Source organism: Pseudomonas sp. LBUM1679 (assembly GCF_059695565.1).
The window spans coordinates 5,916,967-5,932,674 of the sequence record NZ_CP166774.1 but is presented as its reverse complement, the minus strand read 5'-3'; the positions used below and the strand labels follow the sequence as shown (position 1 = coordinate 5,932,674).

Sequence of the window (15,708 nt, the reverse complement as noted above, 5' to 3'; positions counted from 1 at the left end):
TCAGACAGACCGCCTTCGCTGGCAAGCCAGCTCCTACAGGGGGGAGCGGTGCCCGTTCTTAGTGCTGCAGAATCTTGGCGAGGAAATGCTGTGTCCGTTCGGCGCGGGCGCTGATATCGCCGAAGAACTCCTCTTTCTTGCAGTCTTCGATGATCTTGCCCTGGTCCATGAAGATCACCCGGTCTGCCACTTTGCGAGCGAAGCCCATTTCGTGGGTCACGCACATCATGGTCATGCCTTCGTGGGCCAGTTGCACCATCACGTCCAGCACCTCGTTGACCATTTCAGGGTCGAGCGCCGAGGTCGGTTCGTCGAACAGCATGACGATCGGGTCCATCGCCAGCGCACGGGCAATCGCCACGCGCTGTTGCTGACCGCCGGAAAGTTGCCCGGGATGCTTTTTGGCGTGGGCGGAAAGACCGACGCGCTCGAGCAGTTGCAGGGCTTTTTTGGAGGCCTCTTCCTTGCTGCGACCCAACACCTTGACCTGTGCGATGGTCAGGTTGTCCATGATGCTCAGGTGCGGGAACAGTTCGAAATGCTGGAACACCATGCCCACGCGCGAGCGCAGTTTTGGCAGGTCGGTCTTCGGGTCGGCGATGGAAGTGCCATCGACCACCACGTCGCCTTTCTGGAAGGGTTCCAGGGCGTTGACGCATTTGATCAGGGTGGATTTGCCTGAGCCGGACGGCCCGCACACCACGATCACCTCGCCTTTTTTGACCTCGGTGCTGCAATCAGTCAGTACCTGGAAGTCCCCATACCACTTGTTGACGTTCTTGATAGAGATCATACGGCGAACCTTTTTTGCAGACGCTTGACCAGCTGCGAGGCGGCAAAGCTGATGATGAAGTAGGTGAAACCGGCGAAGATCAGGAACTCGTTGGAGCGGCCGATGATATCGCCACTGGCCCGCGAGGCATTGAGGAAGTCCACCAGGCCGACCGCGTAGACCAGCGAGGTGTCCTGAAACAGGATGATGCTCTGTTGCAGCAACAGCGGGGTCATCTTGCGGAACGCTTGCGGCAGGATGATCAAGCGCATCATCTGGCTGTAGTTCATGCCCAGGGCTTGGGCCGCACCCATCTGGCCCTTGGGAATCGACTGCACGCCGGCCCGGACGATTTCGCAGAAGTACGCCGCTTCAAACATCATGAACGCCACGATGCACGAGGCGAATGCGCCGATCGGCGTGTCTTCGCCGGTGATCCAGCGCAGTACGAACGGCACCGCCAGGTAGAACCAGGTGATGACCAGCAGCAGCGGGATCGAGCGGAAGTAGTTGACGTAGGCGCCGGCGATGTTCGACAGCAGCTTGCTGTGGGACAGGCGCATCAGGGCCAGGATCGTGCCGAGGATGATCCCGCCGATGACGCCCAGCGCCATCAGTTGCAGGGTCATGACCATGCCGTTCCACAGGCCCGGCAGGGCCGGGATGATGCCCGAGAAGTCGAATTCCATCATTTACCCCCTACGGAGATCAGGCCCGGCACGGCAACTTTCTTCTCGACGCCGCGCATCAGCAGCATCAGGCCCATGTTCAGGGTGAAGTAGATCAGCGTGGCCAGGGTGAACGCTTCGAACAGGTTGGCGGAGAACTCGGCGGTCTGCTTGGTCTGCGCCAGCAGCTCCATCAGGCCGATCAGCGAGGCCACGGAGGAGTTCTTGAACACGTTCAGGAATTCCGAGGTGAGCGGCGGAATGATGATCCGGTAAGCCTGGGGCAGCAGCACGTTCCAGTAGATCTGCGGCAGCTTGAAGCCCATGGCACGAGCGGCAGATTCCTGGCCGCGGGGCAGCGCCTGGATACCGGTACGCACTTGTTCGCAAACCCGTGCGCTGGTGAACAGGCCCAGGCACACGACGACGCTGAGGAAGGCCGAGGTGGTCGGGTTCAGGTCCTGTTTGTACCAGTCCTGCAGGTTTTGCGGCAGCAGGTCGGGTACCAGGAAGTACCAGATGAACAGTTGCACCAGCAGCGGCACGTTACGGAAGAGCTCGACGTAGCAGGTCGCGATGCCCGATACGATGCGATTCGGCACCGTACGCATGACACCCAGAACCGAGCCCAGTAGCAGCGCGATGATCCAGGCAGCGACGGCGATGGCGATGGTCCAGCCCAAACCGGAGAGGTACCAGTCGAAATAAATCTCGCTGCCCACGCCGGTGGACTTGAAGAATACGCCCCAGTCCCAGTTGTAATTCATTAGGGTCTCCCCTCAGATCGTTCGATGTACAAATGCCCGCCTGGGGAAACTCCGTTCCCGCCCGATTGAAGATCAGGCACACACGAGCGGCTCGACAGCCACCGGTTCGAGTGTTTCCAAAAATGCCAGCAGGGAGTGACCATCCCTGAAAGGGCAGAGGCCCTCTCAGGAGATAAGGTTAGTCAGAAATCAGGACTTCTTGTCGTCAGCCGCTTTGTCGGTCGGATTGGCGATCAGGGCCTTGAGCTCGTCGCTCATCGGGAAGTTCAGGTTCAAGCCCTTTGGCGGGATTGGCGCCATGAACCATTTTTCGTAGATCTTGTTGATCTCGCCCGACTTGTAGGTCGCCACGATAGCGTCGTCGACCGCCTTCTTGAACGGCTCGTCGCCCTTGCGGACCATGCAGCCGTAGATTTCGTAGGACTGCGGAGTACCGGTAACGGCCCAGTCGTCGGCCTTCTTGGCCTTGGCTGCTTCACCGGCCAGCAGGGCGTCGTCCATCATGAAGGCAACAGCGCGGCCGGTTTCCAGCATCTGGAACGACTCGCCGTGGTCTTTGGCGGAGATGACGTTCATGCCCATTTGCTTGTCGGCGTTCATCGACTTGAGGATGCGCTCGGACGTGGTGCCCGCGGTGGTTACGACGTTCTTGCCTTTAAGGTCGTCGAAATCCTTGTACGCGGAGCCTTTCTTGGACAGCAGGCGGGTACCGATTTCGAAGATGCCGACGGAGAAGGCAACTTGCTGCTGACGCTCGACGTTGTTGGTGGTGGAACCGCACTCGACGTCCACGGTGCCATTCTGCACCAGCGGGATACGGGTTTGCGAAGTGACCAGGTTGTATTTGACCTGAAGGTTCGGCAAGTCCAGGTCTTTCTTGATGGCTTCGACGATTTTCAGCTGGATATCGTGGGAGTAGCCAACCGGTTTGCCGGAAGCGTCCGCGATGTAGGAAAACGGAATGGATGCGTCACGATGCCCGAGGGTGATGACGCCGGACTCTTTGATCTTCTTCAGTGTGCCGGTGAGTTCGGCAGCGAAAACTGGAGTGCTAATCAGAGCGGCAGCAATGGCTGCGCCCAGGATATGGGGAACGATGCGCATCAAATTTTCCTCGACATTGTTTTTTTTATGGAGCCAGTTCATCGGCCCTTTTGTGCTTCGAATGGCTGTCGGCTACTGAAGTGTCCGCGCAACAGGCATTCGTCCAAGAGTGTAGAGCATGACTCGTGCCAGGCCAGGCCGTATAGGTCAAGCCATTGATTTATAAGCGTATTAATTATTTATGGCCTGGTTTTTTGTAACGAAATATCCGGTAAACCGAATTGACCGACAGGTCGCGTTCGGAAAACCGAATGCAATCCGACGATCTCCACAAATCCCTGTAGGAGCTGGCTTGCCAGCGAAGGCGTCCCCGAGATCAATGCAAAATCCAAGGGCCTCTTCGCTGGCAAGCCAGCTCCTACCCAGCGAAGGCGTCCCCGAGATCAATTCAAAATTCAAGGGCCTCTTCGCTGGCAAGCCAGCTCCTACAGGGGGCGGTGGTGTTGTCCAGAATGCAAAAAAGCCCCTGAATCGTGAGAATCAGGGGCTTTCGTTTAACCGGTTTCCCGATCAGGCCGCTTCAATCTTGCTGCGGTTCTGCTCGACCTTGCTCAGATAGTCCGCCAGCTTCTGCTGCTCTGCCGGAGTGGTGAACAACCCCAGCTTACTGCGACGCCACAGAATGTCGTGCGCCGTGGTCGCCCACTCCTCGCTGCACAGGTAATCGACTTCGCGGGTATAGAGACCGCCACCGATGTGTTCGCCCAGATCGCTCAGGTTCTGCACACCTTCAAGCATGCGCCAGGTGCGACTACCGTAGGTGGTGGCCCAGCGGCGGGCGATCTCGGTTGGCACCCAGTCGAACGTGTCGCGGATTTTCGCGCACAAGGCTTGCGGGGTGGTCATGTCTTCACCGCCCGGCAGGGTCGCCGTGGCCGTCCAGCGTGGCTTGATGTCCTTGAAATACGGCGCCAGTTGCGCCAGCGCCGACTCGGCCAGTTTGCGGTAGGTGGTCAGCTTGCCGCCGAACACCGACAGCAGCGGCGCTTCTTCGCCAGTGCCCGACAATGCCAGGGTGTAGTCGCGGGTGACGGCCGACGGGTTGTCGGATTCGTCGTTGCACAGCGGACGAACGCCGGAATAACTGTGCAGGATGTCGTCGCGGCTGATGCGCTTCTTGAAGTGGGCGTTGACCACTTTGAGCAGGTAATCGGTTTCGCCTTCGGTAATCGCCACCTTGGCCGGGTCGCCGGTGTACTCGCGGTCGGTGGTGCCGATCAGGGTGAAGTGGTTCAGGTACGGAATGGTGAACACGATACGCTGATCTTCGTTTTGCAGAATGTGCGCGTGTTCGCCTTCATACATTTTCGGCACGATCAGGTGGCTGCCCTGGATCAGGCGGATACCGTACGGCGATTCCATTTTCAAGTCGTCACGGATGAACTTGGCGACCCACGGACCTGCCGCATTGACCAGCGCCCTGGCACGGATCGAAAACAGGCTGCCATCGGCGCGTTCCAGATGCAGGTGCCACAGACCCTTGGTGCGACGAGCACTGACACAGCGGGTCTGGGTGTGAACGTGGGCGCCTTTCTCGCGGGCGGCCATGGCGTTGAGTACGACAAGACGCGCGTCATCGACCCAGCAATCGGAGTATTCGAAGCCTTTGCTGATTTCGCTTTTCAGCGGGCTGTCCGGGCCGAACTTGAGACTCTTCGAGCCTTCGAGTTTTTCCCTTTTGCCCAGATGGTCATAAAGGAACAGGCCGGCACGGATCATCCAGGCTGGACGCAGGTGCGGGCGGTGGGGCAGCACGAAGCGCATCTGCTTGACGATATGCGGCGCCTTGGCCAACAGCACTTCGCGCTCGGCCAGGGCTTCGCGCACCAGGCGGAATTCGTAATGTTCGAGGTAGCGCAGGCCGCCGTGGATCAGCTTGCTGCTGGCCGACGAGGTGTGGCTGGCCAGGTCATCCTTTTCGCAAAGGAACACCGAAAGACCGCGACCGGCGGCATCCGCTGCGATCCCCACGCCATTGATCCCACCACCGATGACGGCGATATCGTAGACCTCGGCGAGAGGGGGCGTAGGCAAGGTAGAAGTGGGCATCGGCTGGCCTCGGGCTTTTTTGATGTTCTGTATTGGATTTCGAACATTAATGTTCATTTGCGAAAATGGTAGCCCATAAACGCGCCCACAGCCAGCTAACTTCGATTGAAAATACTGATCGAAGGGCTAGGAAAGGAAAATTTTCGAACATTCAAAGGCGCGCAAGAGCGCGAGAGGTGTGTTGTCAGTACTGCCGCCATCGCGGGCAAGCCGAATCGTCGCACCGCCGCTCCCACAGTGATATTTGGCGTGCACAAATTCTGTGGTCGACTCAATTCCCTGTGGGAGCGGGCTTGCCCGCGATGGCGGCAGGACAGGCGCCGAAGATGGGGGGCGGGTTAGACGACTTCGAGCCTTATCTTGTGCTGACTCAATAACTGCGCCAGGGCCGGCACAGGCTGCTGATCCGTAACCAGGCAATCAATCAGGCTGATCGGCCCCAGGCGAATCATGGCATTGCGCCCGAACTTGCTGGAGTCGGCAGCGAGGATCACCTGCCGAGCGTTGGCGATGATCGCCTGGGACACCCGCACTTCCTGATAATCGAAATCCAGCAGGCTGCCGTCTTCGTCGATACCACTGATGCCCACGAGGGCGAAGTCGACCTTGAACTGGTTGATGAAGTCGACACTGGCCTGGCCCACCACACCGCCGTCGCGCCGCACGTTGCCGCCGGTCAGCAGCACGTCGAAGTCGTCCTTGGCGCTGAGCATGGAAGCCACGTGCAGGTTGTTGGTGATGATCTTCAGGTGATTGTGGTTGAGCAGCGCGCGGGCGATCGATTCGGTCGTGGTGCCTATATTGATGAATAACGAGGCGTGATCGGGAATCTGCGCGGCAATGGCTTCGCCAATCCGCTGTTTTTCATCGCGCATCTGGTCGGCGCGCATGGCATAGGCGGTGTTTTCGACGCTGGAATCGTAGGCTGCGCCGCCATGGTAGCGCCGCAATAAATTGGCTTCCGCGAGCTGATTGATATCGCGGCGGATGGTTTGCGGTGTAACGACGAACAGCGTAGCCATTTCCTCGATGCTGACATAGCCGCGTTCGCGGACCAGTTCGAGGATTTGCTGCTGACGGGGAGGCAGATTCATGGGGCGTCCTTTGGGCTGCCGTGCAAAATTTGCCCATGATGACGCAGGAATCTGCTCCCTACCAGTTTCCAACCAACGTGAAAGCTACTTCGTGCTGGACGCCTTCGGCGTTACGCAAGCAATCCTGCGTTAAAAACAGGCTCGGACTGCTCATTTACAACCTCGTAAAGTCGGGTGCGACCCCAGCCGGTCCTCGCCTGTTTTTGCCTTGTCTTGCCTTCGCTCGCTACGCTTCACGCTGGTTGGACATACCGATACGAGTACCGGGCTTGGCTTATTCGGCGCCTTCGTGCGGTTCCCAATCGCGAGTGCGGCTGACGGCTTTTTTCCAGCCGGCGTAGAGTTTTTCCTTGGCGCTTTCTTCCAGGGTCGGTTCGAACTCGCGCTCGATCACCGCCTTGCCGCGCAACTCGTCCAGGCTGCCCCAGAAGCCACAGGCCAGGCCGGCCAGGTAAGCGGCGCCCAAAGCCGTGGTTTCGCGCATTTGCGGACGCTCGACCTGAGTGCCAAGGATGTCGGCCTGGAACTGCATCAGGAAGTTGTTCGCCACCGCGCCGCCGTCCACACGCAGGGACTTGAGGCGTTCGCCGGAGTCCTGTTGCATGGCGTCGAGTACATCGCGGGTCTGGTAGGCAATCGACTCCAGGGCGGCACGAATGATGTGGTCCACACGCACGCCGCGGGTCAGGCCGAACAGCGCGCCACGGGCATACGGGTCCCAATACGGAGCGCCAAGGCCGGTAAAGGCTGGTACCAGGTACACGCCGTTGCTGTCCTTGACCTTGTTGGCGAAGTACTCGGTGTCGTGGGCGTCGTTGATGATCTTCAGTTCGTCGCGCAGCCACTGGACAGTAGAGCCGCCGTTGAACACGGCACCTTCCAGCGCGTAAGCCACTTCGCCGCGCGGGCCGCAAGCGATAGTGGTGAGCATGCCGTGCTTGGACTTCACGGCTTTGTCGCCGGTGTTCATCAGCAGGAAGCAGCCGGTGCCGTAGGTGTTTTTTGCCTGGCCGGGTTCGACGCACATCTGGCCGAACAGCGCCGCCTGCTGGTCGCCGGCGATACCGCCGATGGCGATGCCGCTTTTAGTGTGGCCATAAATTTCTGATGACGACTTAACCTCCGGCAGCATTTCGCGCGGGATATCCAGCACCTCCAGCATCTTCGCGTCCCACTCAAGCGTGTGGATGTTGAAGAGCAGGGTGCGCGAGGCGTTGGTGTAGTCGGTGACGTGCACCTTGCCGCCGGTGAATTTCCAGATCAGCCAGCTGTCGACGGTGCCGAACAGCAGTTCGCCCTTGCGTGCGCGCTCGCGGCTGCCTTCGACGTTGTCGAGGATCCACTTGAGCTTGGTGCCGGAGAAGTATGGGTCAGTGACCAGGCCGGTGGTGTCGCTGATGTATTGCTCGTGGCCATCGCGTTTGAGCTGCTGGCAGATTTCGGTGCTGCGCCGGCACTGCCAGACGATCGCGTTGTAGATCGGGCGGCCGGTGATCTTGTCCCAGACCACGGTGGTCTCGCGCTGGTTGGTGATGCCGATGGCTGCCACCTGGTCGTGATGCAGGCCGGCTTGAGCCAGGGCCTCGACCATCACCGCGCTTTGGGTGGCGAAGATTTCCATCGGGTCATGTTCGACCCAGCCGGGTTGCGGGTAATGCTGGACGAATTCGCGCTGTGCGGTGCAGACCACGTTGGCGTCGCGGTCGAAAATGATCGCGCGGGAGCTGGTCGTACCCTGATCGAGGGCAATGATGTAGTTCTTATTCTGAATGTCGGTCATGTCGATTGCCTTGGACGAAATAAGGGAGTGGGATCAGGCGCGGGATCGAATGGGCAGGATCGCACGCCAACGCTATCAAGAAGTTCTTGGTTTGCCGTCAATGGCCGGTGCTGCGTCCGTTGTAGCAGGTAGGGGGCTGGGCAGATGACGGGCAATCAGCCCGCGATAGGCACCAGCACCGAGGCAGGCACCGACAATCGGTGCAAAAATCGGAATCAGGAAATACGGGATATCGCGCCCGCCGGTGAGGGAAATTTCACCCCAGCCGGCAAAGAAAGTCATCAGTTTGGGACCGAAGTCACGTGCCGGGTTCATCGCGAAACCGGTCAACGGGCCCATCGAGCTGCCGATCACGGCAATCAGCAAGCCGATCAGCAATGGCGCCAGCGGGCCTTTCGGCAGGCCATTGTTGTCGTCGGTCAGGGACATGATCACGCCCATCAGGATGGCAGTGATGATGACTTCAACCAGGAAGGCCTGGGCGGTGGACAAGACCGGGTGGGGAAAGGTGGAGAACACCGACGCCAATTCGAGGCTGGCCTGAGTGCCACGAACCATATGGTGAGTTTGTTCGTAATCGAAGAATAAATTGCTGTACAGCGTGTACACCAGCAACGCTCCACAGAACGCACCGGCAACCTGGGCGAGAATATAAAAGGGCAGTTTGCGCTTTTCGAAATCGGCAAAAATGCTCAGGGCGATGCTGACGGCGGGATTAAGATGCGCCCCGGAAACGCCTGCGGTGAGATAGATTGCCATGCTCACGCCGACGCCCCAGATGATGCTGATTTCCCACAGGCCAAAGCTGGCACCCGCAACCTTGAGCGCGGCAACGCAGCCGGTACCAAAAAATATCAGCAGCGCAGTACCCAGGAATTCGGCCATGCATTGGCTCGAGAGCGACGGTTGTTGTAAAGCAGTTGTCATTGAAAACCTCGTTTATTGTTGTTGTATGGCGCTTTTTCAAAGCGCGATTTTCACCGAGGCAGAATCCCCATCCTGATCCTCGGTTTACTGCCGGGTACTGCGGTGAGACATTTGTACTATATTCGTATTCGAAAAAATATAGACAAGAAACGCTGCTGTCAAAGGTCGAAAGTGAACCGTCAGTCACAATCGAACTATTAGTCACGTCAATGACCACTTCGTTCACGCTGCGGGCTGAACATGGACGAACGGCGCAAGGCAGCGCCAAGTCATTGAAACGCCACCGCAATAGAGCCATTTGTCGATCAATGTCCTAAAATCCAGCGCAGGATTTTTCTTCTGTCGCCCAGTCTGGAGCTGCCATGACCCCCGCATTGGATTTGTTGAAAAAAGTTCGTGCCGAACATCGAGTGCACAGTTACGAACATGATCCCAAGGCAGCGTCCTATGGGCTGGAGGCCGCGGAGAAACTGGGACTGGACCCGGCGCAGGTGTTCAAGACCTTGCTGGCGTCCAGTGAAAAGGGTGAATTGTTGGTGGCGGTGGTGCCGGTCGTCGGAAGTCTCGACTTGAAGGGCCTGGCTCACGCGGCGGGCGTGAAAAAAGTCGAAATGGCCGACCCGGCGGCTGCGCAGCGCTCCACCGGTTACCTGTTGGGCGGCATCAGCCCGCTGGGACAGAAAAAACGCTTGCGCACCTTTATCGATAAATCGGCCCAGCCTTTTGCCAGCATTTTTGTCAGTGCCGGTCGTCGTGGTCTGGAAGTCGAGTTGGCACCTGCCGTGCTGGCCGAGCACACCCAGGCGCAGTTCGCCGAGATCGGTCGCGCCTGACGGTCTACAAAGGGGTCGGCGCGGGGAGTTGTTCTGCCGGTTGTGGGGGGAAGCTGGAGGGGATCGGGTGACGCTGGGCGGGAGTGCGACGCTCGTTGCGAGCGGAACGCTGATGTTGGTTGACCCCAATCCACTGTAGGAGCGAGCTTGCTCGCGATGGTGTATCAGCTACATTGACGTCAGCTGACACACCATCGCGAGCAAGCTCGCTCCTACATTTGGTCCGTGTGTATCAGCTGGCAGTGCTGTAGCGGCGGACACCGGGCTCGACCACCGGAATCTGCGCCGCGGTACTGCCGGATGCCTGGAACAGCACCAGATGTTCAGCCGCAACACGAATGCCGACTTCTGCACCCACCTGATGATCGGCATGGCTCGGAAAAATCGACTCCAGCTGCGCGCCCGTCGGCAACTGCAGGCGATACAAGGTCGACGCCCCCTGGAAAGATTTGCCGACAATCTTCGCCTTCAAACCGTTGTCCGGCGCATAAACGATGTCATCCGGACGCAGCAGCACGTCCACTGCGCCACCGATCGGCCAGGTGTAAGCCCGGTTGCCGCGCAACTCACCCAGCTCGGTCTGCACCGACTCCGGGCTGTTCAGGAGGCCGCGAATGAAGTAACCCTGGCCGATGAAACTGGCCACAAAGGGTGTCAGCGGTTCGTGATACAGGTTGTAGGGCGTGTCCCACTGTTCCAGGCGACCCTCCTTGAAAACCCCCACATGGTCACTCACCGCGAACGCTTCTTCCTGGTCATGGGTCACCAGAATCGCACTGGTGCCGCGAGCCTTGAGGATGTCGCGCACTTCGTGACTGAGCTTGCGTCGCAGTTCGCCATCGAGGTTGGAGAAGGGTTCGTCGAGCAGCAGCAATTGCGGCTCCGGCGCCAGGGCCCGGGCCAGGGCGACACGCTGCTGTTGGCCACCGGACAGCTCATGGGGGAAGCGCTTGCCGAGGTTTTTCAGGTTGACCAGTTCCAGCAGCTCTTCGGTGACGCGATTCTTCTGCGGATGTTTGCGGATCCCGAAGGCAATGTTTTCGGCCACGCTCAAATGCGGGAACAGCGCATAGTCCTGGAACACCATGCCGATCCGGCGCTTCTCCGGAGCGAGGGTGAAGCCGGCGCGGGAGATTGTTTCCCCGGCCAGCTGGATTTCACCTTCGTGCACCGGTTCGAAACCGGCAATCGCCCGCAGGGTGGTGGTCTTGCCGCAGCCCGAAGAGCCCAGCAGGCAACCGATATCGCCGGCATTCAAATGCAGGTTGAGGTTCTGTACCACCCGCTGGTCTTGATAGCCGCAGGCGAGGTTGCGCAGGTTAAGCAGTAAGGAATGGCTCATGCGTGGTGGTACGCCGGCTCGACCAGAAACTCGAGCAGGGCCTTTTGTGCGTGCAGACGGTTCTCCGCTTGATCCCAGGCGACGGAGCGCTCGTCGTCCAGCAGGTCGAGGCTGATTTCCTCGCCACGGTGGGCGGGCAGGCAATGCATGAACAGCACATCGTCCGCGGCCAGATCGAGCAGGGCCCGATTGACCTGGAACGGCGCGAACAGCTTGAGGCGCTTGGCGGTTTCTTCTTCCTGGCCCATGGAGGTCCAGACGTCGGTGCTCACCAGGTGGGCGCCGCGTACGGCTTCCTTCGGATCGCGGACGATGGTCACCCGATCGCCGGCCTTGGCCACGAATTCAGGGTTGGGCTCAAAGCCTTCGGGGCAGGCAATGCGCAACTGGAAGTCGAACTGGATCGCCGCCTCTATATAGCTGTTGCACATGTTGTTGCCGTCGCCGATCCAGGCCACAGTCTTGCCCTGGATCGAGCCGCGGTGTTCGAGGAACGTCTGCATGTCGGCCAGCAACTGGCACGGGTGCAGGTCATCGGACAGGCCGTTGATCACCGGTACGCGGGAGTTGGCGGCGAATTCGGTCAGGGTGCTGTGGGCGAAGGTACGGATCATCACCGCGTCGAGCATGCTCGACATCACGATGGCGCAGTCGCCGATCGGCTCGCCACGGCCCAGCTGGGTGTCGCGCGGCGACAGGAAGATCGCCTGGCCACCGAGCTGGATCATGCCGGCTTCGAACGAAATACGGGTGCGGGTCGAGGACTTCTCGAAAATCATCCCGAGCACGCGGTTTTTCAGGGGCTCGAACAGTACGCCGCGGTTACGCAGGTCTTTGAGCTCAACGCCTCGACGGATCACGCTGACCAGCTCTTCGGGCGTGCAATCCATCAGGGAGAGAAAGTGCCTTGCGCTCATCATTGACTACCTTTTTGCAACAGACCGCAGATACTCAAAGCCTTGTTTAACTGAAAAACGGGCGAGACCTGCGGCGTAAGCCGCACGGGGCGACGAAATAGGGGAAGGCGCGATCTTATAATTAAATGTCGCGTCTTACCAATAGGGGCTACGGTTTTAGGGGATTCCAGAGGGGCTACGGGGTGACCGCAGTAGCGCTTTTGAAGCCTGTTTCCTGACAGCAGCCGGTCATTTGTACACTGGGCCCGCAGGGCTTTGCAATAAAACAGGGCGGGGAGGGCATGGCGACGGTCGGTTTTCTGCTGGCCATTGGCCGCTTTTGCGGACTGAAACATTTGATAAAGCAGGGGGCTGGGTTATAACTAAGATTCAAGCGACGCAGGGAGCCTTTGGAATGGAATCGAAAGAACAGCAGTTAACGGAATTACTCAGCCTCACGGCCCGCTCTCTGACTCATCTCACCGCGTCCATGACCTCGATGTCCTTCGAGCTGATGCGCAGTAACGACGAGGTCACCAAGGCAGCCGGCCGGCGGATGATCGACCGCATGGCGACCATCAGCACCGGTCTCGACGAGCACTGGCGACTGATCGGCGAACTCACCGGCGTGCATCTCGCACAGGAACAGATCGAAACCGTCCAGGAGATTCAGTTGCAGGCGCCGCCCGGCCTGCCGCCAAACTGATTGCGGGTTGCCATCGGCTGGCCTGATGGTCACCGATTCACAAGACGAACCTCGCTGGCGCGACGCCGGGTCACGCGCCATAGTTTTGTTCCCGCGGCTGATATTGCCCGCCCAGAACAAGACAGAGACTGGCCATGACCAAGACTCTCCATCACCGTGCGTGCCACCTGTGTGAAGCCATCTGTGGCCTGACCATCGAAACCACCGAGGCCGAAGGCCGCGTGCAGATCACCTCGATCAAGGGGGATGCCCAGGATAGTTTCAGCCGCGGGCATATCTGTCCCAAGGCCGTTGCGCTGCAGGATATTCAGAATGATCCGGATCGCCTGCGCCAGCCGATGCGGCGGGTCGGCAGTGAATGGCTGCCTATCGAGTGGGAAGAGGCCTTCAGCCTGGTCGCCGAACGCCTGGCAGCGATTCAGGAACATCACGGCCCGAACGCGGTGGCGGTCTATCAAGGCAATCCAAGCGTGCACAACTACGGGCTGATGACCCACAGCAACTACTTTCTCGGCCTGCTGAAAACCCGCAACCGGTTTTCCGCGACATCGGTCGACCAGTTGCCCCATCACCTGACCAGCCATCTGATGTACGGCCACGGTTTGCTGTTGCCGATCCCGGACATCGATCACACCGATTTCATGCTGATCCTGGGCGGCAATCCACTGGCCTCCAATGGCAGCATCATGACCGTGCCGGACGTGGAAAAACGCCTTAAGGCCATTCAGGCCCGGGGCGGCAAAGTGGTGGTGGTGGATCCGCGCCGCAGCGAAACGGCGGCGATGGCCGACCAGCATCTGTTCGTGCGTCCGGGTGGCGATGCGGCCTTGTTGTTCGGGCTGCTCAATACCCTGTTCGCTGAAGGGCTGACCACAGGCAGTCATTTGCCTGTGGACGGTGTGGATGAAGTGCGTGCCGCCGTCGCGAGTTTCACTGCCGAGGCCATGAGCCCGCTGTGCGCCGTGCCGGCCGAACAGATCCGCCAACTGGCGCGGGACTTCGCGGCTGCGCAGGCAGCGGTTTGCTACGGGCGCATGGGTGTTTCGACCCAGGCGTTCGGCACCTTGTGCCATTGGGTGGTGCAACTGATCAATCTGGTCACGGGCAACCTCGATCGCGTGGGCGGGGCGTTGTGCACCGAACCTGCAGTGGACCTGGTGGCGTCGACGTCGGGCGGGCACTTCAATCTGTGGCAGAGCCGGGTGTCCAGGCGTCCCGAGTACGCAGGCGAACTGCCGGTGTCGACGCTGGCCGAAGAGATGCTCACCGAAGGGGAAGGGCAGGTCCGGGCGCTGATCACCGTGGCTGGCAATCCGGTACTCTCCACTCCCAATGGTCGCCAGCTGGAACAGGCGCTGGACGGGTTGGAGTTCATGGTCAGCGTCGACCTGTACATCAATGAAACCACGCGTTATGCCGACCTGATCCTGCCGTCGACCTCGGCGCTGGAAAACGATCACTACGACACCACCTTCAATATGTTCGCGGTACGTAACGTGACGCGTTTCAATCGCGCGATTCTGGCCAAACCGGAAGGTGCATTGCATGACTGGGAAATTTTCGTGGGGCTGGCCAAGGCCTTTGCCGCGAAGACCGGCAAGGAATTGAAGCCGACGGTCCCGCCAGCGCAGATGATTGATCGCGGCTTGCGGGCGGGGTTGTATGGCGATGCGTCGGAACACCAGCTGTCGCTGGCGACTTTGTTCGATCACCCGCACGGGGTCGATCTCGGGGCGCTGAAAGCCAACCTGGCGCCACGTCTGAAAACCGCCAACCAGCGAGTTCAGGCCGCACCGGCGGCGCTGCTTGCCGACCTGGCGCGTTTCGCCGCCCTGCGAGCCCCGGCCCTGGATGAGTTGCTGATGATCGGCCGCCGTCATGTACGCAGCAACAACTCGTGGATGCATAACTATCACCGCCTGGTGAAGGGCAAGCCGCGCCATCAATTGTTGATGCACCCGGACGATCTGGCCAGTCGGGGGCTCAACGACGGGCAGCGAGTGCGGGTCAGTTCGCGGGTCGGCGTAATCGAAGTTGAAGTGCTAAGCAGCCTGGACATGATGAAAGGCGTGGTCAGCCTGCCTCACGGTTGGGGCCATGCGCGGCCGGGTGTGCAGATGACGATTGCCAGTGGCCAGCCGGGCGCCAGTGCCAACGACCTGACGGATGAATGTCAGCTCGATGAGTTGTCGGGCAATGCAGCGTTGAACGGAGTGCCGGTCACTGTAGCGGCGGCTTGATCAAGTCTGTGGGGAGGCCGAGCATGGCGCTCGGGTTTCCGTTACAATGCGCTACCGTGCCGACCCTTGAGTCGGAAAGTTCAGCCGAGGTGCTCCATGGATATCATCGAAACGATTAAAGAGCAGATTGCCAACAACACCATTCTGCTTTACATGAAAGGTTCGCCAAATGCCCCGCAGTGTGGCTTCTCCGCGAAAGCTGCGCAGGCCGTGATGGCATGTGGTGAAAAGTTTGCTTATGTGGACATCCTGCAGAACCCGGAAATCCGCGCCAACCTGCCAAAATACGCCAACTGGCCAACCTTCCCGCAACTGTGGGTCGGTGGTGAGCTGGTCGGTGGTAGTGACATCATGACTGAGATGTCTGCCGACGGTTCGCTGCAAACTACCATCAAGGCTGCTGTCGAAGCTGCTGCTGCTGCGAACAAGACCGAAGCCTGATCCGCTTGGCTCCTCCCGTCGGCGCGCTGTGTAGGCGCTGCGTAGGAGCTGTGTAGGAGCTGTGTAGGAGCTGTCGAGTGCAACGAGGC

14 protein-coding genes are annotated in these 15,708 nt (G+C 59.6%); 4 read left to right on the top strand and 10 right to left on the bottom strand.

Features of this window, described 5'->3' with window-relative positions; translation table 11 throughout:
• Nucleotides 1–58: 58 nt before the first annotated feature.
• From ACA062_RS27070 to ACA062_RS27035, 8 genes are all read right to left on the bottom strand, one after another.
• A complete protein-coding gene (locus ACA062_RS27070; protein WP_128872636.1) occupies nucleotides 59–793 on the bottom strand; it encodes an amino acid ABC transporter ATP-binding protein in 735 nt (244 codons plus the stop codon).
• Nucleotides 790–1,461, bottom strand: a complete 672-nt coding sequence (locus tag ACA062_RS27065; protein WP_497457502.1) for an amino acid ABC transporter permease — start codon at nucleotides 1,459–1,461, stop codon at nucleotides 790–792. The genes ACA062_RS27070 and ACA062_RS27065 overlap by 4 nt, the downstream gene beginning before the upstream one ends.
• Nucleotides 1,461–2,207, bottom strand: a complete 747-nt coding sequence (locus tag ACA062_RS27060) for an amino acid ABC transporter permease (RefSeq protein WP_497453778.1) — start codon at nucleotides 2,205–2,207, stop codon at nucleotides 1,461–1,463. The genes ACA062_RS27065 and ACA062_RS27060 overlap by 1 nt, the downstream gene beginning before the upstream one ends.
• A gap of 189 nt (nucleotides 2,208–2,396) precedes the next feature.
• The gene (locus ACA062_RS27055) at nucleotides 2,397–3,311 is read right to left on the bottom strand and encodes a glutamate/aspartate ABC transporter substrate-binding protein (RefSeq protein WP_497453777.1); all 915 of its coding nucleotides are present in this window, start codon (nucleotides 3,309–3,311) and stop codon (nucleotides 2,397–2,399) included.
• Nucleotides 3,312–3,821: 510 nt separating this feature from the next.
• Nucleotides 3,822–5,360, bottom strand: a complete 1,539-nt coding sequence (gene glpD, locus ACA062_RS27050) for a glycerol-3-phosphate dehydrogenase (RefSeq protein WP_497453776.1) — start codon at nucleotides 5,358–5,360, stop codon at nucleotides 3,822–3,824.
• A gap of 338 nt (nucleotides 5,361–5,698) precedes the next feature.
• Complete coding sequence (locus ACA062_RS27045; RefSeq protein WP_007916700.1) at nucleotides 5,699–6,454, bottom strand: DeoR/GlpR family transcriptional regulator; 756 nt, start codon at nucleotides 6,452–6,454, stop codon at nucleotides 5,699–5,701.
• Nucleotides 6,455–6,728: 274 nt separating this feature from the next.
• Nucleotides 6,729–8,234 carry a glycerol kinase GlpK gene (gene glpK / locus ACA062_RS27040; RefSeq protein WP_497453775.1) on the bottom strand — a complete coding sequence of 502 codons (1,506 nt, stop codon included), beginning with the start codon at nucleotides 8,232–8,234 and terminating at the stop codon, nucleotides 6,729–6,731.
• 75 nt (nucleotides 8,235–8,309) lie between these two features.
• Nucleotides 8,310–9,161, bottom strand: a complete 852-nt coding sequence (locus ACA062_RS27035) for an MIP/aquaporin family protein (RefSeq protein WP_497453774.1) — start codon at nucleotides 9,159–9,161, stop codon at nucleotides 8,310–8,312.
• Between the two features lie 362 nt (nucleotides 9,162–9,523).
• Between ACA062_RS27035 and ybaK the strand changes: the two genes are divergently transcribed.
• Entirely contained in the window at nucleotides 9,524–9,994 is a 471-nt protein-coding gene (ybaK, locus tag ACA062_RS27030; protein ID WP_497453773.1) for a Cys-tRNA(Pro) deacylase, read from the top strand.
• Nucleotides 9,995–10,226: 232 nt separating this feature from the next.
• Here the strand turns inward: ybaK and ACA062_RS27025 are convergent, their stop codons facing one another.
• The gene (locus tag ACA062_RS27025) at nucleotides 10,227–11,336 is read right to left on the bottom strand and encodes an ABC transporter ATP-binding protein (RefSeq protein WP_497453772.1); all 1,110 of its coding nucleotides are present in this window, start codon (nucleotides 11,334–11,336) and stop codon (nucleotides 10,227–10,229) included.
• Complete coding sequence (argF, locus tag ACA062_RS27020) at nucleotides 11,333–12,253, bottom strand: ornithine carbamoyltransferase (protein ID WP_497453771.1); 921 nt, start codon at nucleotides 12,251–12,253, stop codon at nucleotides 11,333–11,335. Before argF ends, ACA062_RS27025 begins: the two co-directional genes overlap by 4 nt.
• A gap of 394 nt (nucleotides 12,254–12,647) precedes the next feature.
• On the opposite strand from argF, the gene plzR reads away from it, so the two are divergent.
• The 3 genes from plzR (at nucleotide 12,648) to grxD (ending at nucleotide 15,619) form a co-directional block, all read left to right on the top strand.
• The gene (gene plzR / locus ACA062_RS27015; RefSeq protein WP_497453770.1) at nucleotides 12,648–12,938 is read left to right on the top strand and encodes a PlzR type 4 pili assembly inhibitor; all 291 of its coding nucleotides are present in this window, start codon (nucleotides 12,648–12,650) and stop codon (nucleotides 12,936–12,938) included.
• A gap of 134 nt (nucleotides 12,939–13,072) precedes the next feature.
• The gene (locus ACA062_RS27010) at nucleotides 13,073–15,178 is read left to right on the top strand and encodes a molybdopterin oxidoreductase family protein (protein ID WP_497453769.1); all 2,106 of its coding nucleotides are present in this window, start codon (nucleotides 13,073–13,075) and stop codon (nucleotides 15,176–15,178) included.
• A gap of 96 nt (nucleotides 15,179–15,274) precedes the next feature.
• Nucleotides 15,275–15,619, top strand: a complete 345-nt coding sequence (gene grxD / locus ACA062_RS27005; RefSeq protein WP_497453768.1) for a Grx4 family monothiol glutaredoxin — start codon at nucleotides 15,275–15,277, stop codon at nucleotides 15,617–15,619.
• The last annotated feature ends 89 nt before the right edge of the window (nucleotides 15,620–15,708 follow it).